This window comes from Pseudarthrobacter sp. NPDC058362, from assembly GCF_042723515.1.
In the GTDB taxonomy this organism is placed as follows: Bacteria; Actinomycetota; Actinomycetes; order Actinomycetales; family Micrococcaceae; genus Arthrobacter.
Genome location: NZ_JBHXIW010000004.1, coordinates 214,967 through 235,432, shown reverse-complemented (window position 1 = coordinate 235,432; position 20,466 = coordinate 214,967). Strand labels below are relative to the sequence as shown.

The following is a 20,466-nucleotide window of genomic DNA, read 5'->3' as shown; positions in this document are numbered from 1 at the left end:
TCCGCGGCAGGATGGGGGGATGGCACACCGTCCGCTCCCTCCATCTGCAGGAGCCCGCACGGAAACGCTTCCGGCCGCCGAGCCGCCGGTACAGCGCTTTCCGGAATTGTACGCTCCCGGAATGCCCTTCAGCCCGCCGGAGCTCCAGTCCCTGGCAGCGGACGGCGTGCTCACCCGGCTGCACCAGAACGGCTTCACCCTGCCTGACGCCAGGCACTCGGCCCAGCTCCGGGCCCGGGCTGCGGCGGGCTCCGTCCCGCCGCAGGTGCGCCAGCGGGTGGTTGCGGGGCGGATGACGGCGGCCTGGATCTACGGCTGCGCCGCGGAACCGGACAGGCTGGCGCTGCTGGTGGACGCCAAGCGCCGCGTCTCCGGCCTGCGCAACACCCGCGGCTGCACGCTGCACGAGGTCAGGCTGGGACCGATGGACGTGGTTAGCCTGGGCGGGCTTATGGTCTCAAGTCCCCTGCGGACCGCCCTGGACATCGCCCTCCACGTGGAAGCCAGGCTGGCGCTTCCCGCCTTGGCAAGTCTCCTGGCCCGGCCGCAGCAGGACGTCCGGCTTCGGCTGCTGGTGCTGGCCATCGAGGCAACCCCGCGGGTACCCCACAAACTCGCCGCCCTGGACAAGCTCGCCCGGTTAGCTCCTCCGCTTGTTACCAGTGGTGCGGTAGACGTCGAAGACACCGTCGATCCGGCGCACGGCGCTCAGGACGTGGCTGAGGTACTTGGGGTCGCCCATCTCGAAGGCAAACTTTGAGATGGCCACGCGGTCCGTCGAGGTGTGGACGCTGGCGGCCAGGATGTTCACATGGTTCTCGGAGAGGACCCTGGTGACGTCTGACAGGAGGGACTTGCGGTCCAGCGCTTCGACCTGGATCTCCACCAGGAACACGCTGGACTGCGTGGGTGCCCAGTCCACGTCCACGATGCGGTCCGGCTGGTCCTTGAGGTCCGAGATGTTGGTGCAGTCGGTGCGGTGCACCGACACGCCGGAGCCCCTGGTCACGAAGCCCAGGATCGGATCCGGCGGAACCGGGGTGCAGCACCGCGCCAGCTTGACCCAGACATCGCCCACGCCGCGAACCACCACGCCGGAGTCGGAGAACTTGGCCTTGCTGACATGGGTGGGAACACTGACTTCGGTAATGTCGTCGTCGGGGCTTTCGTTGCCGCCCAGGCTTTCGACGAGCTTCTCCATGACGGACTGTGCCGAGGTATGCCCGTCACCGACGCCGGCGTAGAGCCCGGAGATGTCGACGTACTTGAACTCTTCGGCCACCGCGGCCAGGGCCTCGTGGGTCATCAGGCGCTGCAGCGGCAGGTTCTGCTTCCGCATGGCCCGGGTCAGGAGTTCCTTGCCGCGGTCGATCGCTTCCTCGCGGCGTTCCTTGCTGAACCACTGGCGGATCTTGTTCCGTGCACGTGCGCTCTTGACGAAGTGCTGCCAGTCCTGGCTGGGGCCTGCGCCCTCGGCCTTCGAGGTGAAGATTTCCACCCAGTCGCCGTGGTTGAGCTCGCTGTTCAGCGGGACCAGTTTCCCGTTGACCCGCGCACCGATGGTGCGGTGGCCCACTTCCGTATGCACTGCGTAGGCGAAATCCACGGGGGTGGAACCGGCCGGGAGGGCCATGACCTCACCCTTGGGAGTGAACACGAAGACTTCGCGGGCGTTGATCTCGAAGCGCAGCGAGTCCAGGAACTCACCTGGGTCGGAGGTCTCCTGCTGCCAGTCCACGAGGGAGCGCAGCCAGCCCATGTCGCCGTCGCGGGGACTTCCGGGGCCGACGGCTGTGCGATTGGGCTGGTCCTTGTACTTCCAGTGGGCGGCCACACCGTACTCTGCGCGGCGGTGCATCTCATGCGTACGAATCTGGATCTCCACCGGCTTGCCGCCCGGTCCGATCACTGTGGTGTGCAGTGACTGGTACATGTTGAACTTCGGCATCGCGATGTAATCCTTGAACCTGCCGGGCAGCGGGTTCCAGCGCGAATGCATGGTTCCAAGCGCCGCGTAGCAGTCACGGACTGAGTCCACCAACACCCTCACGCCCATGAGGTCGTTGATGTCGTCGAAATCCTTGTCCCGCACCACCATCTTTTGGTAGATGGAGTAGTAGTGCTTGGGCCGGCCGGTGATGGTTGCCTTGATCCGGGCAGCGCGCAGGTCTTCAGCGATCTGGTCGCGAATGACGCCGAGGCTCTTTTCCCGTTCCGGAGTGCGGTCCCCCACCATCCGGACGATCTCCTCGTACACCTTGGGGTAGAGCGCAGCGAAGGAAAGATCCTCCAGCTCCCACTTGATGGTGTTCATGCCGAGCCGGTGGGCCAGCGGCGCAAAGATTTCGAGAGTCTCCCGAGCCTTCCGGGCCGAGGACTCAGCGGAGACGAAGCGCCACGTGCGGGCATTGTGCAGCCTGTCCGCGAGTTTGATCATCAGGACCCGGATGTCCTTGGCCATGGCCACGACCATTTTGCGTACGGTTTCGGACTGCGCGGCTTCGCCGAAGCTGACTTTGTCCAGCTTGGTGACGCCGTCCACCAGCATGGCAACCTCTGGTCCGAAATCCCGTTTGAGGTCAGCGAGCGTATAGGACGTATCCTCCACCGTGTCGTGCAGGAGTGCGGCTGCCAGAGTGGTTCCGGAGAGCCCCAGTTCGGCCAGGATGGTGGCGACCGCCACCGGGTGCGTGATGTAGGGGTCGCCGCTCTTGCGCTTTTGCCCGCGGTGGCTGCGTTCCGCGACGTCGAAGGCACGCTGGATGAGGTCGAAATCCTCTTTGGGGTTGTTTGCACGGACCGTGCGCAGCAAGGGTTCCAGGATGGGAGAGTACGTGGCGGTGCTGCGTCCGGTGAGCCGCGCAAGGCGTGACCGGGTCCGCTCCCGGCGGCCCGGGAAAGTGGGCCGCTGCCCGGAGTTGTCCACCGGCACGAACGGTCCGGGACGCGCAGGCCCGGCCGCACCGGTCTGCGGACCGGCAGGACCCTGGCCGCCCTGGGCCGTTGGCGCCGACGACGAACGTTCTTCCAATGAAGTACCCCTCACCACGTTTAATTACTTCAGTCTATTCCTCACGGCGGAGACATCCGTAACCGGCCGTTAAACGCCGCACGGCCCGGGCGGCGTCAGTGAAACACCGGCCCGGGCCGTGCGCAAGGGTCAGGTCCCTGCAGGCTCCGCGGCAGCGGAACGGTCCGCCGAGCCGGCGCGGCGCTGGGCCACCCGCTTGGCCTGCCTGACCAGGTTTGGTTCGCGTTCGCGCAGCCAGGCGTACATCGGAGCGGCCACGAAGATCGTCGCCGCAGTGCCGATGAGGATGCCCACGAACAGTGCCAGCGACAGATCCCGCAGCGTACCGGCCCCGAGGAGGCCGGCCCCGATGAACAGGATGGCGCCGACCGGCAGGATTGCCACCATCATGGTGTTGATGGAGCGCACCAGGGTCTGGTTCACGGCCAGGTTGACCTCCTCGCCGAAGGTCCTCCGCGTGGAAGTGTCGATTTCTGCGGTATTTTCGCGAATCTTGTCGAAGACCACCACAGTGTCGTACAGCGAGTAGCTGAGCACGGTCAGGAAGCCGATGATGGCCGAGGGCGTCACTTCGAAGTCGCTGAGCGCATACACCCCTGCGGTGATAAACATGGTCACGGCCATGCCGGCGATCGCCGATAGGGACATCTTCCAGGTCCGGAAGTACAGCGCCATGAGCACTGCTGCCAAAATCACGAAGATGACCAGGCCGATCAGGGCCTGCTTCGTGACATCCGCGCCCCAGGTGGGGCCCACGAACGTTGATGTTACCTCGTTATCGGTCACGCCGTAGGCGGTGGTGAGGCCTTCCTTGATGCGGAGGGTCTCGTCGTCGGTCAGCTTGTCCGTCTGGATCCGCATGGTGGTGCCGGCCACGTTGGCCACGCGCGGGACACTGCCGGGAACTACGTCCGTGACCGCCTTTTCACCCACCGCGGCATCCTTGGTCTGGACGTTTGAGACGGTGAACTCGGAGCCGCCCCGGAACTCGATCCCGAGGTTGAACCCGCCCTTGGCGACCGGGATGATGATGGACAAGGCGACCGCCACGGCCGCGATGAGGAACCAGATTTTCTTGCTGTCAACGAAGTTGTAGGAGCGCTTACCGGTGTAAAGCTCGTTGCCGAAGGTGGCGAAACTGGGCATTATTTGGTCTCCTTCGCGGCGGACTTCGCAGAGCCTGCGAGCTGCTCCTGCTTTTCCGCCATGCGGCGCTCGGCGATGGTCATCCGGCGCTCCGCTTCAGCCGCGGCGCCGGTGTTCTTGGCGCGGGCGACCACGGGCCGGGACTCCGGCGTGCGCAGGCGGCCGGCGCCCCGGTACAGCGGGACGGCGCCAAGCCGCTCCGGGTCGAGTCCGGACAGCTTGTGGCCCTCACCGAAGAACCTGGTGCGGGCCAGGAGCTGCAGGGTCGGGTGGGTAAACATGAACACGACAATCAGGTCGGCAATCGCCGTCAGGCCGAGGGTGAAGGCGAAGCCACGGACGTTGCCCACCGCGACGAAGTAGAGCACCAGTGCGGCAAGAAGGTTGACTGCCTTGGAGGCGAGGACAGTCCGCTTGGCGCGCTTCCAGCCGTTTTCGACGGCGGAGACCAGGCCACGCCCGTCGCGCAGCTCATCGCGGATGCGTTCGAAGTACACGATGAACGAGTCGGCCGTCTGGCCGATGGCCACGATGATGCCCGCCACGCCGGCGAGGGACAGTCGGTAGTTCTCCGTCCAGCCCAGGATGGCGATGGCCAGGTAGGTCAGGACACCGGCGACGGCCAGCGAGGCGATGGTCACGAAGCCCAGGGCCCGGTACTGGAACAGGGAGTACACCACCACCAGCAGCAGGCCGATAAGGCCGGCAAGGAGACCCATGCGGAGCTGCTCCCCGCCAAGGGTTGCGGAGATCTGCTGCTCGCTCTGGATCTCGAAGCTGATGGGCAGCGCGCCGAAGCGGAGCTGGTCGGAGAGCGCCTTGGCAGTCTGCTCGGTGAAACCGCCGGTGATCTGCGGACGGCCGTCCGTAATTACGGCCAGCGCCCGGGGTGCGGAGATGACCTGGTCGTCCAGGACAATGGCGAACTGCGCCTTCGGGTCGGTGCCGGACTCGCCGCCGGCTGCCACGTAGAACTGGTTCAGGCGTTCGGTGACGGCCTTGAACTTTTCGGTGCCCTCGCCGTCGAACTGGATGTTGACGGCCCACTGGTTGGTGACGGCGCCCTGGGCGCCGGCCTGCAGCTGGAAAGAGGAGCTGACGATGTTGCTGCCCTTGACCTCCACCGGGCCGAGGATGTACTTGATCGCCGGCGTGGTCTCCGTGGCCGGTTCACACGTTACCAGGGGCTTGGCGGGGTCGGACCGCTCCGCCTTTTCGGCTTCCGGGCTGTTGCAGTCGAGCGCCTCGAACTGCTGGTAGACCTCGGCGGTGATCCAGTTGGTGTCGCTGCTGTTCGCCGGCTCAGCCGTGGGCTTGGGAAGCTGGTCCGCGGGTGTCCGGGACTCTTCGGGCACGGCGGCGCCGTCCCCGTTGAGGAGCACAGGCCGGAAGTTCATGTCCGCGGAGGCCTGGATCAGTTCACGGGTCTCCGATGAGGGCGTGCCCGGCAGGCTGACCACGACGTTCCGGCCGGACTGCGTGCTGATTTCAGCTTCGGCCACGCCGGAGCCGTCCACGCGCTGGCGGATAATCGCAACGGCCTGGTTCAGCTGTTCCTCGTTGATGTCAGAACCGCCCTCGACCCGGGGCGCCAGGATCATCTGGGTTCCGCCTTCCAGGTCAAGGGCCAGCTTGGGCGCCCAGCTGGCCTGCCCGGACATTGTGCCGCCGGCCAGGACAGCGGTCAGCGCGGCGATGATGACGCCGAGCCACACCAGGACCCGAAGTCCTGGTTTCTTAGGGCCAGTTCGTGCCATTGTCGATCTTTCTCTCATTCACGGAAGAACCGCCGGTGCCTGCCGGGGTGTGCACCGGCGGCGAACCGCAGCGGCAGAGGTGGTGCCGGGCGGTGGACTAGTTGTCCTTCTTGCCCTCGTCGTTCAGGCGCTTGAGGGTTTCCTCCGGAGTCTCCACGGCTGAAGGGTTCAGCGGGGCCGCCGTCGTGCGGGACTCTGTCTCCGTAAGGGAGGACGCGTCGTTGGGGACGGGGGTCACGGACGACTCAGCACCCACGGTGGGCTCAGCGGCGGCAACGGGCTCTGCGGCGGTGGTCGGTTCGACGATCTTGGTGACAGCCTGGCGGTGCACGGTGGCGAGGTTACCGGGAGACAGCTCGAGGGTCACTTTGTTCTCTGCATCATCGATGGCCACGATGTGCCCGAACAGCCCGAAGCTGGTCATGACCTCAACGCCGGGCCCGAACTTCGACTGGAGTTCCGCCTGCTGCTGCTGCGCCTTCTTGTTGCGGCGGAACATCATAAAAATGAAGACGCCGAGCATGACGAACAGGAGAATTGACATTGGGTCCAAGGGAAAATCCATTCTTTTACTAGCCTGATGATGACTCCGGCGTGGCCCGCAGGTGGCGGCGGCAGCCGGATGAGACCCGAAACGTGCCGAGCGTCATACCAGTCTAAAGGGAAAGCTGGAGGTAAGCCCTATTGGCCCTCCGTGGCCCAGTCCTCCGCCGCGGCGTCGCTCCCGTTCGGTTCGAAGAGTTCCAGCTGCTCCTGGCCGAAGCGTCCCGGCGGGACGGCGTAGCCCAGGTGGGTCCAGGCAGCGGCCATGGCGATCCTGCCCCGCGGCGTCCGGCCCAGCAGTCCTTCGCGGACCAGGAACGGTTCGGCCACCGTTTCCACGGTTTCGGTTTCTTCGCCGACGGCGATGGCCAGGGTGGACAGGCCCACCGGGCCGCCCCCGAACTTGGTGATCAGGGCATCGAGGACCGCGCGGTCCAGGCGGTCCAGGCCCTTCTTGTCCACCTCGTACATATCCAGCGCGGCAGACGCAGAGCGGGCATCGATCTGTTCAACGCCGTGGACCAGGGCCCAGTCCCGCACGCGGCGCAGGAGGCGGTTGGCGATACGGGGCGTACCCCGGGACCGGCCGGCGATCTCGCTGAAGCCGGCGGAGTTGACCTTCAGGTCGAGCAGTCCCGCGGAGCGGCGAAGCACGAGTTCCAGCTCCGGCACCGAATAGAACTCCAGGTGGCCGGTGAACCCGAACCTGTCGCGCAGCGGACCCGGCAGCAGGCCGGCGCGGGTGGTGGCGCCGACCAGGGTGAACGGAGGCAGCTCGAGGGGAATGGCTGTGGCGCCGGCGCCCTTGCCCACCACGATGTCCACCCGGAAGTCCTCCATGGCCATGTAGAGCATTTCCTCGGCGGGCCGGGACATCCGGTGGACTTCGTCGAGGAACAGCACCTCCCCCTCGGACAGGGAGGAGAGAATGGCGGCCAGGTCGCCGGCGTGCTGGATGGCCGGGCCGCTGCTGATGCGCAGGGGTGCATTCATTTCGGCGGCGACAATCATCGCCAGGGTGGTCTTGCCGAGGCCGGGCGGGCCGGAGAACAGCACATGGTCTGCGCTGCGTCCGCGCATCCGGGAGGCCTGCAGCACCAGCGACAGCTGTTTGCGCACGCGGTGCTGGCCCACAAAATCGTCCAGGTTCTTGGGCCGGAGAGCGGCCTCGATCGCCCGCTCTTCCGGCTCCTCCCCGGCAGCCACCAGGGACGGTTCAGCCACGGCTGCCTACGCGGTTGCCGGCACGCGCCCCGTCCTGGCCGAGCCACCGGAGGGTGGTGCGCAGGATTTCGGGGACGTTGCCGCGGAACGAAACCTCCGGTTCTTCGGCCAGCGCCTTGTCGATGCTGCCCGACGCGTCCTTCTCGGACCAGCCCAGGCTGGTCATGGCGGCAACCACCTGGGGTTTCCAGGATGCTTCGGCGGCCGTCGGAGCGGCAGCTGTCCCGGCCGTGCCGTGCGGCACCAGCTTTCCAGCCAGTTCAAGGACGATACGTCCGGCCACCTTGGGCCCAATTCCCGGGACCTTGGTGAATGTCTTGCTGTCGCCGCTGTGTGCGGCCACCCGGATGGCCTCGGGCTCGTGGACGGCGAGGACTGCCAGGGCCAGGCGCGGCCCAACCCCGCTCACACTGAGCAGAACGTCGAAAACTTCCCGTTCGTCGTCGGACGCAAAACCGAAAAGGGTGAGCGAATCCTCCCGCACGATCAGGGAAGTGAACAGCTGGCCTTCCTCGCCGACGCGCAGCCCGCCGAGGGTCTGCGGCGTGGCGTTGACGCTCATCCCTGCGCCGTTGAGGTCGATGACGGCCGTGGACAGGCCCACGTGCGCCACTGTTCCGCGGAGGAAACTGATCAAGGCCTGGCTCCTGGTGTGCGGCCGGCTCCCTGACGGAGGACCGGCTATCCGAACATATCTACGAATACCCTAGCAAGGCAGCCGGAGATTCAGCGTGCGCGGCGCGCCTTGGCCTCGGCATCGGCCCACGCACGCTGCGCCGGGGTCAGGGACGAACTCCCGGGGCCGGTGGTGGCCACGGCGGCACCGCTGCCCGCGCGCCAGGCGTGGGTGATGGCCAAGGCGAGGGCGTCGGCGGCGTCGGCAGGTCGGGGTGGGGCGTCCAGCCGGAGGATCTTGGTGACGAGCTTGGTCACCGCTTCCTTGTTCGAGGACCCGCTGCCGGTGACAGCGGCCTTGACTTCCGACGGCGTGTGCAGCGCCACGGGGATGCCGCGGCGCGCGGCTGCGGCAATGACCACGCCGGACGCCTGCGCCACCCCCATCACCGTGCTGACGTTGAGCTGGGAGAAAACACGTTCGACGGCGAGGACCTGGGGTTCGTAGCGGTCCAGCCATTCGTCGATGGCAGCGTCGATGACCAGCAGCCGCTGATCCAGCGTTTCGTCCGGCGCGGTGCCGACGACGCCGACGGCCACCATGGTGGCGCGCCGGTTCCGTTCCACGTCCACGACGCCAATGCCGCAGCGGGTCAGGCCCGGGTCAACGCCCAGGACGCGGAGCGTCACGGGCGTTCCGTCACTCGGATTCCAGGGCGGCCTGGACTTCGTCGCTGAGGTCGGCGTTGCTGTACACGTTCTGGACGTCGTCGAGGTCTTCCAGTGCGTCCGCGAGCCTAAGGAACTTCCGCGCGCCGTCCACATCCAGTTCCACCTGCATGGAGGGAACGAATTCCACTTCATCGGTGTCGTATTCGATGCCGGCTTCCTTGAGTGCCTCGCGGATGGCGGGGAGGTCGCCGGGCTCCGAGTGGATCTCGAAGGTCTCGCCGTTATCCTTGACTTCTTCAGCCCCGGCATCCAGCACGGCCATCAGGACGTCATCCTCGGTCAGGCCGTTCTTGGGCAGGTTGACGACGCCCTTGCGGGTGAAGAGGTAGCTGACGGATCCGGGATCGGCGATAGTGCCGCCGTTGCGGGAAATCGCCAGGCGGACCTCGGAGGCGGCCCGGTTCTTGTTGTCGGTGAGGCACTCGATCAGGAGCGCTGAACCCTGCGGGCCGCGTGCTTCATACATGATCTCGGTGTAGTCCACCACTTCGCCGGTAAGGCCGGCGCCGCGCTTGATGGCACGGTCGATGTTGTCGTTGGGGACCGAGGTTTTCTTGGCCTTGGTGACGGCCAGCTCCAGGCCGGGGTTGCCTGCAAGGTCCGGACCGCCCATGCGCGCGGCGACTTCGATGTTCTTGATCAGCTTGGCGAACGACTTTGCGCGGCGGCTGTCAATGATCGCCTTTTTGTGCTTGGTCGTTGCCCATTTGGAGTGGCCTGACATGCTTTACGCTTCTCCTCTGATCATGCGGATAAAAAGTTCGTGGATGCGTTTTTCGCCGGTCACTTCCGGATGGAAGGAGGTGGCCAGCAGCTGGCCCGAACGCACTGCCACAATTCTAGCCGTCCCGGGCAGCGGAGCCGCGTGGGAGGCGTGTTCCGGGTCGGCAGGCTCCACCTGGGCCAGCACCTCGACGTCCTGCCCGACACGCTCCACCCAGGGCCCGCGGATGAAGACGGCATGCACGGGCGCCACTTCGTCGGCGGTCGCGCTGAACTCCAGGCCCTTGAAGTCCAGGTCCGTTTCGAAGGACTCCCGCTGCCGGCCGAAGGCGTTCCGGCGCACCGTGATGTCAAGGCCGCCAAAGGTCTGCTGCGGCGCACCGGAGAGGTCGGTGGCTGGGTCGGCAATGTCCGACGCCAGCAGGATCATCCCGGCGCAGGAGCCGTAGACCGGCAGGCCGCCGGCAATGCGCTCGCGCAGCGGAGCGGCCAGCTCAAATGCGCGGGCGAGCTTGTCGATGGCGGTGGATTCCCCGCCGGGAATGATCAGGCCGTCCAGGCCGTCCAGCTCCTGGGGCCGGCGCACGGCCACGGCCTCGGCACCGCTGTCAGCAGCGGCGCGGAGGTGCTCGCGGAAATCGCCCTGGAGCGCCAGGACGCCAATCCGCAGCCCGGATCCAGGGCGTGCGGGAGCAGCGGAAAGGGAAGTTGTCATCCATCCAGCATACGGGCCGGGGCGGTTTCTCCGGCCCTTGGGCCTCAGGGCAGGGCCGGATGCATGCCCCTGCTGGGATATATTCGAACCATGTTCTACTTCAGTGTTCCGCTCGGCAAGCTGGTCCGCCGGTTGTCCCGGCTTCGGGGCGGCGGTTCCGCCCTGCCCGGCCTGGTGGTCGAGAAAATCGACCCCGGTTTCATGCGGCGGACGCTGGCTAACCTTCCCCACGGGGTGGCTGTGGTCAGCGGCACCAACGGCAAGACCACCACCACCAAGATGGTGGTGGAACTGCTCGAAAGCCAGGGGCTGAAGGTGTTCACCAACCGCACCGGCAGCAATTTCACCCGCGGCGTGGCGGCCGCCCTGCTTGGCGAGGTGGACTGGCGCGGCCGGCTGGATGCGGACATCGCTGTCCTTGAGCTGGACGAGGCCCATGCCGTGCACTTCGTCAACAGCGTCCCGCCGCGTTACTGCCTGCTGCTGAACGTCCTGCGTGACCAGCTTGACCGCTTCGGCGAAATCGACAAGACGGCACAGCTGCTCCAGCACATCGCGGCCAAGACCACCGGCACCGTGGTTCTGAACCGCGAAGACCCGCGCGTGGCCCGGATCGCGGACACCCTCACCGGCCAGGACGTCAGGTACTTCGGGCTCGACGACTCGCTGCTCGGGACCTTTCCCAACGACGACGACATGCGCGCAGCTCCCGGCAGCCCCGCCCCGGCGGGCCTGCCGGAAAAGCCGGCGGCCGACGTCGTACTCCGCTCTGTGGGCGCGGACAGCGCCAGTTTTGAGTACGACGGCGAAACGGTCACTACCGGGATGAAGCTCCGCGGCGTCTACAACATTTTTAATGCAGCAGCCGCGCTGACCCTGGCGCGCAGCATCTGCGGCAGCGGCGCCGCAGCCGCCGACAATGACGCGCTGCTGGCCGCGCTCTCCAACGTGGCGCCGGCATTCGGACGGGGCGAGAGCCTGACCGTGGACGGCCAGCCGCTGGACCTGGTGCTGGTGAAGAACCCGAGCGGCTTCCGGCTGGGACTGAAGTCCTTCCCGGCCTCGGGCTACGCCACCATGGTGGCCATCAATGACAACTACGCCGACGGCCGCGACATGTCCTGGCTGTGGGACGTCGAATTCGAGTCCCTCCGGGACGGCGGCGTCGACCAACTGACCGGTTCACGTGCCTACGACATGGCGCTTCGCCTGCAGTACGACGAAGTGCCGGTGGGTTCCGTGGAGCCGGAGATCGCCCCTGCCCTCGCGGCGTTCATCAGGGAAGCTCAAGGCAAGCCCAAGCGGATTTTCTGCACCTACACGGCCATGCTGGCCATCCGGCGCGAGCTGTCCAAAATCACCACCGTGGAGGTTGTCTCGTGAACCCGGCAGAAGCAACAACGCCCGCCCGGGCCAGCAAAGGGACAATCCGTGTGGTGCAGCTGTACCCGCGGGACATGAACATCTACGGCGACTGGGGCAACGCACTGGTTCTCCAGCGGCGCATCGCCTGGCACGGCTATACCCCGGAACTCCTTGAGTACAACGTGGGCGACGACTGGCCCGAGGACGCCGACATCCTGGTGGGCGGTGGCGGACAGGACAGCGGCCAGCTGATCATTCAGGACGACCTGCAGACCCGCGCACCGGTCCTAACGGCCCTGGCTGAGGAAGGCATGCCCATGCTGGTGATCTGCGGCCTCTACCAGCTCTTCGGCCGCTTCTTCAAAACCCACACAGGCACGGAGATTCCCGGCATCGGAATCCTTGACGTGGAAACGCGCGGCACGGACGAACGCCTGATCGGCAACGTCAAAGTGGCCACGCCTGAATTCGGCGAAGTACTCGGCTACGAGAATCACAGCGGCCAGACCACCCTGGGTCCGGGCGTGCGTCCGCTGGGCACGGTTGCCAAGGGGAGGGGTAACAACAGCAGTGACGGCCACGAAGGTGCCCGCTACCGGAACGTCGTGGCCAGCTACCTGCATGGGTCGCTGCTGCCGAAAAACCCCGCGATCGCCGACTTCCTGATCCGCACAGCGGCCGAGAGGAAGTTCGGCACGTTCGCGCCCGGGGAGCCGGACGACCACTTTGCCGAGCTGGCCCGGCAGCACGCGGCGCGCCGGCCCCGGTAGCCAGACCGGGCACCACGGGTTCACTGCCAGGTCATGGCTCTTTTGTGATGAGCAGTTCGTGGCCACCTGCGGCCGAGGCGCCCAGGGAATCGACGACCCGCAAAGTTCGCGCCCTGCTGGCGGCGTCGGCGTCCGGTCCGGCGCAGGATCCCTGCGGCGTGTCCGCTGCCAGGGAGCACCATCGGTAGGGATCCCGGATGATGACGGAGGGCACCCAGGCAAGGTCCGTGGCGGACCACTTGCCGGAAGCGTCCTGGCCGAACTGAACGCGCACCAGGAGGCCCTCATTGTTGACCACGTACCACGGTGAGAGCTCGGTAACGCCGTTGCCCAGTCCATAGACGATCCAAGTGCCCTTATAGCGCTCGATGGGGAGCACCGAGTGCGTGTGGTGCCCGTAGACGAAGTTGAACTGACCGCTGTCCACGAGGGCGTGCGCAACTTCCTGCTGCTGGGTGTTGGGTTCGCTGGCATATTCATCTCCGGCGTGGATCGCCGCCAGCACGATGTCCGCCCCGAGAGCCCGGGCCTTCTCTGCTTTGTCAATCATCCTCGGCGCGTCAAGCATGTCCACCTGCCAGGAATAGTCCGGAAGCAGTCCGTTAAGGCCGTAGGTGGCTTGGATTAACGCGACCTTCGCGGCCGCGGTCTGCATGACCAGCACCCCTTGGGCCTCCGCTTCAGTCCGATACGAACCCGTGTGCTTCAGGCCTGCAGCATCCAACTGATCCAGGGTGCGCACAAGTCCATCCGTGCCGCGATCAATGGTGTGGTTGCTGCCCGTCGTGCAGGCATCGTAGCCCACTGCCTTGGATGCTGTGATGATCTGCGGCGGCACGTTGAAGGAAGGATACGCCGAGAAAGGCCCCTCCGGGCCCGCCACTGGGGTTTCCTGGTGACAGATGGCCAGGTCGCTGTTGCGGATGTACCTGCGCTGCCCTTCCAGGAGGGGAACGAAATCCAGTCCTGGCCTGCCCGAAGCCGCCGCGTCCTGTTGCGCCTGCTGCCATAGCTGGGCATGCACGAGCATGTCGCCGGTGACCAGCACGGAAATACACCGGAGCACCGGGCAGGCCGGACCTTTACCGGGCGTCGGGACCGGCGTGGGGGTCGAGGGGGAGGTAGGGGCGGGGCTTCCGTCCCGGCTGCTTCCGGGGCCGGTTGCCGCAGACGGCGGCGGGAACCCGTCCTGTTCAGCGACCAGGCCACATCCCCCGAGCACTCCCGTCACGGACAGCGCAATAGTCAGTGCCATGGCGGAGGCGGCGCCTCGAAAACGAACCCGTCCCCTGCCGGTTATGGTCGCCACAGGACCATTCTAGGGACCGGGCCATGGCGTGGCTCAAGTTGTGAAGCTGGCCGTTGTGAAAGGTTTGCCTCATGACAAACCCCCTTCTGGCGCCAAGCCCGCTGCCGTACGGACTTCCGCCGTTCGCCGCGATCGCCCCCGCCCATTTCGAGGAGGCCATCGGGGCCGGCCTCGGTGAGCACCTGGCGGAGATCCGGGCAATTACGGACAACCCTGCTGCCCCCACGTTCCAGAACACTGCCGTGGAGATGGAGCGTGCCGGCCGGCTCCTTAGCCGGGCATCGGCGTCGTTCTTCACGCTGGTCTCCGCCGACGCGTCGGAGGAGATCCAGGCCCTCGAGACGAAGCTGGCTCCGCGGTTCTCCGCGCACCAGGACGAAATCTTCCTGAACCGGGGCCTGTACGAGCGTTTCGCGGCCCTCGACGCCAGGGGGTGCGATGCAGAAGATGCCCGTCTGGTCGAGGAGTACCTCAAGGAGTTCCGCCAGTCCGGCATCCAATTGGACGCTGCCGGCCAGGAACGCCTGCGCGCCATCAACTCCGAACTTGCGCGGCTGGGCACGGATTTTGGCCAGCGGGTGAAGGAGGGGATGAAGTCGGCGGCCTTGCTCATCGAAGACCGGACGGAGCTGGCGGGGCTGGCCGGGGACGAGGTGGCCGCGACTGCCGAAGCCGCGCGCGCCGCGGGGCACGACGGCAAATTCCTGCTCACGCTTATCCTGCCGGGGAACCAGCCAGCCCTCGCCGCACTGGAAAACCGGGACGTCCGCCGCCGGCTGTTCGAGGCGTCGGTGGGGCGCGGCTCTGGCAGGGACTCCCTGGACGTCACCGGGCTTGCCCGGACCATGGCAGGCCTGCGCGCGGAAAAGGCGGCTCTTCTGGGGTTCGCCAACTACGCCGAGCTGGTGGTGGACCTGCAGACGGCGCCCTCCTTCGAAGCTGTGCAGGCCATGCTGAACCGGCTCGCACCCGCAGCCGTGCGGAACGCGGACGCCGAAGCCCGCGCCCTGGCAGAAACGGCCGGCCACCCGCTGGAGCCCTGGGATTGGGCCTACTACTCCGCAAAGGTCCGCCGGGAACGATACCAGGTGGACGAGCAGGCCCTCCGCCCGTACTTCGAGCTGGAACGGGTCCTGACGGACGGCATCTTCTTCGCGGCCACGTCCCTGTACGGCATCACGTTCCATGAGCGCAATGACCTTGCCGGCTACCACCCGGATGTCCGCGTCTGGGAGGTGCGCAACGCGGACGGCAGCGGTCTTGGCCTGTTCCTGGGTGATTACTATCAGCGCGAGTCCAAGCGCGGCGGCGCCTGGATGAACAACCTCGTGGACCAGTCGGCGCTCCTGACCGCCCGGCCGGTGGTGATCAACACCCTGAACATTTCCAAGCCGCCTGCAGGCGAACCCACGCTGCTGACGCTCGACGAGCTACGGACCGTTTTCCATGAGTTCGGCCATGCTCTGCACGGACTGTTCTCCGACGTCACGTATCCGAAGTTCTCCGGCACCAACGTTCCGCGGGACTTCGTGGAGTACCCGTCCCAGGTCAACGAAATGTGGATCATGTGGCCTGAGGTCCTCGCCAATTACGCCCGGCACTATGAAACCGGCGAGCCGCTTTCCCAGGACATCGTGGACCGGCTGGAAGGCTCCCGGCTCTGGGGCGAAGGGTTTGCCACCACCGAGTACTTGGGCGCCGCCCTGCTTGACCTGGCCTGGCATACCCTGGAGCCCGGCGACATCCCCGACGACGCCCTGGAGTTTGAGGTCAGGGCCCTTGCCGCCGCGGGAATCGCCCACCCGCTGGTTCCTCCGCGCTACCGGACGGGGTATTTCCAGCACATTTTCGCGGGCGCCGGCTACGCGGCAGGATATTACTCGTACATCTGGAGCGAAGTTCTGGACGCTGAGACGGTGGACTGGTTCACCGAACAGGGTGGCCTGACCCGCGCGAACGGGGAACGTTTCCGGACGGAGCTGCTCTCCCGGGGCAACAGCCGCGACCCGCTTGAGTCATTCCGGATCCTGCGCGGGCGCGAGGCGGCACTGGAGCCCCTCCTGAAGCGCCGCGGCCTGGAGTAGGTGCCCCCACCCAACTGACTGAGTACAACTAGACGACGGCGGGTGCGCGCCTTCGAAAAGGTACGCACCCGCCGTCGTGGCTTGCCGGGTTGTGGCGGCTTACCAGCCGCGCTCGGCGAGGCGGTGGGGCTGCGGGATTTCGTCCACGTTGATGCCCACCATGGCTTCGCCCAGGCCGCGTGAGGCCTTGGCGATGACATCAGGGTCGTCGTAGAAGGTGGTGGCCTTGACGACGGCGGCCGCCCGCTGGGCCGGGTTGCCGGACTTGAAGATGCCGGAGCCGACGAACACGCCGTCAGCGCCGAGCTGCATCATCATGGCGGCGTCCGCCGGGGTGGCGATCCCGCCTGCGGTGAAGAGCACCACGGGCAGCTTGCCTGCTGCGGCGACTTCCTTGACCAGTTCGTACGGAGCCTGGAGTTCCTTGGCCGCAACATACAGTTCGTCCTCGGGCAGTGCGGAGAGCTTGGCGATCTCGGCACGGATCTGGCGCATGTGGCCCGTTGCATTGGAGACGTCGCCGGTGCCGGCCTCGCCCTTGGAACGGATCATTGCCGCGCCCTCGTTGATGCGGCGCAGCGCCTCACCGAGGTTGGTGGCACCACACACGAAGGGAACCTTGAAGTTCCACTTGTCGATGTGGTTGATGTAGTCGGCCGGGGTGAGGACCTCGGACTCGTCGATGTAGTCGACGCCGAGGGACTGCAGGACCTGGGCCTCAACGAAGTGGCCGATGCGGGCCTTGGCCATGACCGGGATGGACACGGCGTCGATGATCTGGTCGATCATGTCCGGGTCCGACATGCGGGACACGCCGCCCTGGGCACGGATATCAGCCGGAACGCGTTCCAGCGCCATCACGGCCACGGCACCGGCGTCTTCGGCGATGCGGGCCTGTTCGACGTTGACGACGTCCATGATGACGCCGCCCTTGAGCATCTCGGCCATGCCCCGCTTGACGCGGTTGCTGCCCGTGACGCTGTTCGCGGACGAACCGGCTTCGCTGCTTACATCAGGTGTAGACACAAAAACCCCTATGGGTAGATAGATGACCTTCGCCCGGCATGCAGGCGGCATTGAACTGCCGGCCTTAACACACACGGATTGCCGGGTCCAGTGACCGGGCAGTCCTAATACTAGTCCCACCGCAGGCCGGCGGCTTAATCAGGGTTAATCCGCCGGAGCTGCCTCGGCCAGTGCCTGCCGGCGGACGGAAACGATGCGCTGCACCACCGTGACAAAACTGGCAGCGGCAAGCAGCACCAGCGTGCCCAGCAGCACCACCGGAGGCAGGCCCAGCCCCGTGAAACCGGTGACCACCAGGACTGAAACCAGCCGTTCGGCGCGCTCGGCCACCCCGACGTTCGCGGTGAAGCCCAGGGATTCGGCCTTGGCCCGGGCGTAGGAGACCACCATGCCCAGGACCAGGCAGATAGTGGCTGCCATGGCAATGGGGACGCTGGCCCCGCCGGTAAAGAACCAGATGGCGAGCCCGGCAAAAAGGGCGCCGTCGGCGATCCGGTCCAGGGTTGAGTCCAGGAAGTTGCCCCACCGGCTCTTCACGTTCTGCATCCGGGCCATGATGCCGTCCAGGACGTCAGAGAATATGAAGGCCGTGATGAACAGGGTGCCCCACCACAGTTGGCCGAACGGGTAGAAGACCAGCGCGCCCACCACCACGCCGGCGGTTCCGACGATGGTTACCGCATCCGGCGAAACGCCGATCCGCAGCAGCCAGCGGGCCAGCGGTGTGAAGAGCGCGGTGAAGAATCCCCTGGCGTGTTTGTTAAGCATCCGTCTCCCCGGGCCAGGCCTCGGCAACTTGCCTGCGGACCTCGTCGAGGGTCTGGGTGATGGCCTTGGTCTGGGCGATGATCGGGAAGAAGTTGCCGTCTCCGCCCCACCGGGGAACGATGTGCTGGTGCAGGTGCGCCGCGATGCCGGCTCCGCCCACGACGCCCTGGTTCATCCCCAGGTTGAAACCGCCCGGATTGGACACCTTCCGCAGCACGCGCATGGCGGTCTGGGTGAGCTCCGCGAACTCTGCGGTCTCCTCCACCGTGAGGTCCGTATAGTCCGGGACGTGCCGGTACGGACACACCAGGAGGTGGCCCGGGTTGTACGGGAACAGATTCAGCACCACGTAGCAGGTTTTGCCGCGGTAAACGATCAGCGCTTCCTGGTCCGTGCGGGCGGGACCCACGCAGAAGGGACAGTCATCCTGGTTCTTAAACTGGTGCTGGCCGCCCTTGATGTAGGCCATCCGGTGCGGGGTCCACAAGCGCTGGAAGGCGTCCGGGACACCAGCGAGGTCGAAATCGTCCGTCACGCCAGAATCCCCCGGATAGCCGGCGCCTGTGTTCTCCTGCACGGTGTGTTCCGTTCCGCTAGCTGGTCCGGTTGCGGACGGCTTCGGTGATCCGCTTCACTGCCTCGGTCACGGGCACGCCGTTATCCTGGCTTCCGTCACGGAAGCGGAACGAGACGGCGCCTGCTTCGGCGTCGTCGCCGCCAGCGATCAGGACAAACGGGATCTTGTCCTTGCTGGCGGTGCGGATCTTCTTCGGGAAGCGGTCAGACGAGGTATCCACCTCGGCGCGGATGCCCGCAGCCTTGAGCTGGTCGACGACGTCGAACATGTACTCGTTGAAGGCCTCCGCCACCGGGATGCCCACCACCTGGACAGGAGCCAGCCAGGCGGGGAACGCGCCGGCGTAGTGCTCGGTGAGCACGCCCATGAAGCGCTCGATGGAACCAAAGAGGGCGCGGTGGATCATGACCGGGCGCTGGCGGGTTCCGTCGGCGGCCTGGAATTCCAGCTCGAAGCGCTCTGGCAGGTTGAAGTCCAGCTGGATGGTGGACATCTGCCAGGTCCGGCCCAGCGCATCCTTTGCCTGCACGGAAATCTTGGGACCGTAGAAGGCAGCCCCGCCCGGGTCCGGAACCAGTTCCAGTCCGGACTCCTGCGCCACCTCGGCGAGGGTCCGGGTGGCTTCTTCCCAGGTGGCGTCGTCGCCAACGTACTTTTCCGGGTCCTTGGTGGACAGTTCCAGGTAGAAGTCGTTCAGCCCGTAGTCCTTGAGCAGGCCCAGGACGAAGTTCAGGGTCTTGGTGAGCTCGTCCTTCATCTGCTCACGGGTGCAGTAGATGTGGGCGTCGTCCTGTGTCATGCCGCGCACGCGCGTCAGGCCGTGCACCACGCCGGACTTTTCGTACCGGTACACGGAACCGAATTCGAACAGCCGCAGCGGCAGTTCGCGGTAGGACCGCCCGCGGGAGCGGAATACCAGGTTGTGCATGGGGCAGTTCATCGGCTTCAGGTAGTAGTCCTGACCCGGCTTGCGCACGGTGCCGTCCTCGTTGAGTTCGGCGTCCACGTGCATCGCCGGGAACATGCCTTCCTTGTACCAGTCGAGGTGGCCAGAGACCTCGTACAGGTGGCCCTTCGTGATGTGCGGCGTGTAGACGAACTCGTAGCCGGCCTCGACGTGGCGCTGGCGGGAGTAGTCTTCCATCTCCTTACGGATGATGCCGCCCTTGGGGTGGAACACCGGCAGGCCGGAACCCAGTTCGTCCGGGAAGGAGAACAGGTCCAGTTCGGAGCCCAGCTTGCGGTGGTCGCGGCGTTCGGCCTCGGCGATCCGTTCCTGGTAGGCCTTGAGGGCTTCCTTGGTGGGCCAGGCGGTGCCGTAGATGCGCTGCAGCTGCTGGTTCTTCTGGTTGCCCAGCCAGTAGGCGGAGGACGAGCGGGTCAGCGCGAAGGCATTGGAGATCAGTTTGGTGTTGGGCAGGTGCGGGCCACGGCACAGGTCACACCAGACGGTGATGCCTTCCTTGCGCTCCACGTTGTCGTAGATGGTGATGTCGCCGGCGCCCACCTCGACGTTGACGCCTTCCCCGGCTTCGGCGGCCTCGTTCTTCTTGCCCAGGAGCTCGAGCTTGTAGGGCTCGTTCTTCATGGCCTCGCGGGCTTCGTCCTCGTTGACCACGCGGCGGACGAACTTCTGGTTCTGGTTGATGATCTTCTGCATCATCTTTTCGAGGGTCTTGAGGTCCTCGGGGGTGAACGGTTCGGCGACGTCGAAGTCGAAGTAGAACCCGTCCGTGATGTAGGGGCCGATGCCCAGCTTGGCGTCGGGACGAAGCTGCTGGACGGCCTGGGCCATGACATGTGCGGTGGAGTGGCGCAGCACGTTCAGCCCGTCAGGGGAATCGATGGTGACACCCTCGACGTCGGCGCCTTCCGGCAGCTCCTGGTCCAGGTCCTTCAGGTCGCCGTTGACGCGGGCAACGACGACGTCGCGGCGCTCAAAGAAGAGTTCCGCACCGGTTGTCCCGGTAGCCACCTTGGTCTCTTCGCCATCGACGATGAGGGTGATCTGCTGGGCATCTGACACGGGTGTCTCCTATTCAAAGTTTAGGCTTCATAGCTTGTGGCGTACGGGGACCACA

18 protein-coding genes are annotated in these 20,466 nt (G+C 66.0%); 4 read left to right on the top strand and 14 right to left on the bottom strand.

Going from position 1 to position 20,466, the window contains the following annotated elements; genetic code table 11:
* Positions 1-121 precede the first annotated feature (121 nt).
* Complete coding sequence (locus ACFWIX_RS10810; RefSeq protein ID WP_377216114.1) at positions 122-760, top strand: type IV toxin-antitoxin system AbiEi family antitoxin; 639 nt, start codon at positions 122-124, stop codon at positions 758-760.
* Here the strand turns inward: ACFWIX_RS10810 and ACFWIX_RS10805 are convergent.
* The 9 genes from ACFWIX_RS10805 to pdxT form a co-directional block, all read right to left on the bottom strand.
* The gene (locus ACFWIX_RS10805) at positions 641-3,031 is read right to left on the bottom strand and encodes a RelA/SpoT family protein (RefSeq protein ID WP_377216192.1); all 2,391 of its coding nucleotides are present in this window, start codon (positions 3,029-3,031) and stop codon (positions 641-643) included. The two genes, ACFWIX_RS10810 and ACFWIX_RS10805, sit on opposite strands and share 120 nt — an antisense overlap.
* Before the next feature lie 129 nt (positions 3,032-3,160).
* A complete protein-coding gene (gene secF / locus ACFWIX_RS10800; RefSeq protein ID WP_377216113.1) occupies positions 3,161-4,177 on the bottom strand; it encodes a protein translocase subunit SecF in 1,017 nt (338 codons plus the stop codon).
* On the bottom strand, positions 4,177-5,934 hold the full coding sequence (secD, locus tag ACFWIX_RS10795) for a protein translocase subunit SecD (protein ID WP_377216112.1): 1,758 nt from the start codon (positions 5,932-5,934) through the stop codon (positions 4,177-4,179). Before secD ends, secF begins: the two co-directional genes overlap by 1 nt.
* A 97-nt stretch (positions 5,935-6,031) precedes the next feature.
* Positions 6,032-6,478, bottom strand: coding sequence for a preprotein translocase subunit YajC (yajC, locus tag ACFWIX_RS10790; protein ID WP_377216111.1), 447 nt, complete (start codon positions 6,476-6,478; stop codon positions 6,032-6,034).
* 137 nt (positions 6,479-6,615) lie between these two features.
* Positions 6,616-7,701, bottom strand: a complete 1,086-nt coding sequence (ruvB, locus tag ACFWIX_RS10785) for a Holliday junction branch migration DNA helicase RuvB (protein WP_377216110.1) — start codon at positions 7,699-7,701, stop codon at positions 6,616-6,618.
* Positions 7,694-8,338, bottom strand: coding sequence for a Holliday junction branch migration protein RuvA (gene ruvA, locus ACFWIX_RS10780; protein WP_377216109.1), 645 nt, complete (start codon positions 8,336-8,338; stop codon positions 7,694-7,696). Before ruvA ends, ruvB begins: the two co-directional genes overlap by 8 nt.
* Positions 8,339-8,427: 89 nt before the next feature.
* On the bottom strand, positions 8,428-9,006 hold the full coding sequence (gene ruvC, locus ACFWIX_RS10775) for a crossover junction endodeoxyribonuclease RuvC (protein ID WP_377216108.1): 579 nt from the start codon (positions 9,004-9,006) through the stop codon (positions 8,428-8,430).
* Between the two features lie 10 nt (positions 9,007-9,016).
* Complete coding sequence (locus tag ACFWIX_RS10770) at positions 9,017-9,772, bottom strand: YebC/PmpR family DNA-binding transcriptional regulator (protein WP_377216107.1); 756 nt, start codon at positions 9,770-9,772, stop codon at positions 9,017-9,019.
* 3 nt (positions 9,773-9,775) lie between these two features.
* A complete protein-coding gene (gene pdxT, locus ACFWIX_RS10765) occupies positions 9,776-10,486 on the bottom strand; it encodes a pyridoxal 5'-phosphate synthase glutaminase subunit PdxT (protein ID WP_377216106.1) in 711 nt (236 codons plus the stop codon).
* Positions 10,487-10,576: 90 nt separating this feature from the next.
* Here pdxT and ACFWIX_RS10760 point away from each other — a divergent pair, with 90 nt between their 5' ends.
* Positions 10,577-11,869 carry a MurT ligase domain-containing protein gene (locus tag ACFWIX_RS10760; RefSeq protein WP_377216105.1) on the top strand — a complete coding sequence of 431 codons (1,293 nt, stop codon included), beginning with the start codon at positions 10,577-10,579 and terminating at the stop codon, positions 11,867-11,869.
* Entirely contained in the window at positions 11,866-12,621 is a 756-nt protein-coding gene (locus ACFWIX_RS10755) for a type 1 glutamine amidotransferase (RefSeq protein ID WP_377216104.1), read from the top strand. Before ACFWIX_RS10760 ends, ACFWIX_RS10755 begins: the two co-directional genes overlap by 4 nt.
* 31 nt (positions 12,622-12,652) lie before the next feature.
* Here the strand turns inward: ACFWIX_RS10755 and ACFWIX_RS10750 are convergent, their stop codons facing one another.
* Positions 12,653-13,876 carry a CapA family protein gene (locus ACFWIX_RS10750; protein ID WP_377216103.1) on the bottom strand — a complete coding sequence of 408 codons (1,224 nt, stop codon included), beginning with the start codon at positions 13,874-13,876 and terminating at the stop codon, positions 12,653-12,655.
* A gap of 125 nt (positions 13,877-14,001) precedes the next feature.
* Here ACFWIX_RS10750 and ACFWIX_RS10745 point away from each other — a divergent pair, with 125 nt between their 5' ends.
* Complete coding sequence (locus tag ACFWIX_RS10745) at positions 14,002-16,014, top strand: M3 family metallopeptidase (protein WP_377216102.1); 2,013 nt, start codon at positions 14,002-14,004, stop codon at positions 16,012-16,014.
* A 99-nt stretch (positions 16,015-16,113) separates the two neighbouring features.
* On the opposite strand, the gene pdxS is transcribed toward ACFWIX_RS10745, so the two are convergent.
* The 4 genes from pdxS to thrS all read right to left on the bottom strand — a co-directional run bounded on the left by pdxS (position 16,114) and on the right by thrS (position 20,411).
* On the bottom strand, positions 16,114-17,040 hold the full coding sequence (gene pdxS, locus ACFWIX_RS10740) for a pyridoxal 5'-phosphate synthase lyase subunit PdxS (protein WP_377216101.1): 927 nt from the start codon (positions 17,038-17,040) through the stop codon (positions 16,114-16,116).
* Positions 17,041-17,184: 144 nt separating this feature from the next.
* A complete protein-coding gene (gene pgsA, locus ACFWIX_RS10735) occupies positions 17,185-17,808 on the bottom strand; it encodes a phosphatidylinositol phosphate synthase (protein ID WP_377216100.1) in 624 nt (207 codons plus the stop codon).
* Positions 17,801-18,385, bottom strand: a complete 585-nt coding sequence (locus ACFWIX_RS10730; RefSeq protein WP_377216099.1) for an HIT family protein — start codon at positions 18,383-18,385, stop codon at positions 17,801-17,803. The genes pgsA and ACFWIX_RS10730 overlap by 8 nt, the downstream gene beginning before the upstream one ends.
* Before the next feature lie 16 nt (positions 18,386-18,401).
* Positions 18,402-20,411: a threonine--tRNA ligase gene (gene thrS / locus ACFWIX_RS10725; protein ID WP_377216098.1), complete on the bottom strand. Its 2,010-nt coding sequence runs from the start codon at positions 20,409-20,411 to the stop codon at positions 18,402-18,404.
* Positions 20,412-20,466: the final 55 nt, after the last annotated feature.

Excerpts from the sequence above, each read along its gene's own strand:
- ACFWIX_RS10810 (WP_377216114.1), top strand. The coding sequence starts at position 122 with ATGCCCTTCAGCCCGCCGGAGCTCCAGTCCCTGGCAGCGGACGGCGTG.
- secF (WP_377216113.1), bottom strand. The coding sequence starts at position 4,177 with ATGCCCAGTTTCGCCACCTTCGGCAACGAGCTTTACACCGGTAAGCGC.
- secD (WP_377216112.1), bottom strand. The coding sequence starts at position 5,934 with ATGGCACGAACTGGCCCTAAGAAACCAGGACTTCGGGTCCTGGTGTGG.
- yajC (WP_377216111.1), bottom strand. The coding sequence starts at position 6,478 with ATGTCAATTCTCCTGTTCGTCATGCTCGGCGTCTTCATTTTTATGATG.
- ACFWIX_RS10770 (WP_377216107.1), bottom strand. The coding sequence starts at position 9,772 with ATGTCAGGCCACTCCAAATGGGCAACGACCAAGCACAAAAAGGCGATC.
- pdxT (WP_377216106.1), bottom strand. The coding sequence starts at position 10,486 with ATGACAACTTCCCTTTCCGCTGCTCCCGCACGCCCTGGATCCGGGCTG.
- ACFWIX_RS10760 (WP_377216105.1), top strand. The coding sequence starts at position 10,577 with ATGTTCTACTTCAGTGTTCCGCTCGGCAAGCTGGTCCGCCGGTTGTCC.
- ACFWIX_RS10750 (WP_377216103.1), bottom strand. The coding sequence starts at position 13,876 with ATGGCACTGACTATTGCGCTGTCCGTGACGGGAGTGCTCGGGGGATGT.
- ACFWIX_RS10745 (WP_377216102.1), top strand. The coding sequence starts at position 14,002 with ATGACAAACCCCCTTCTGGCGCCAAGCCCGCTGCCGTACGGACTTCCG.
- pgsA (WP_377216100.1), bottom strand. The coding sequence starts at position 17,808 with ATGCTTAACAAACACGCCAGGGGATTCTTCACCGCGCTCTTCACACCG.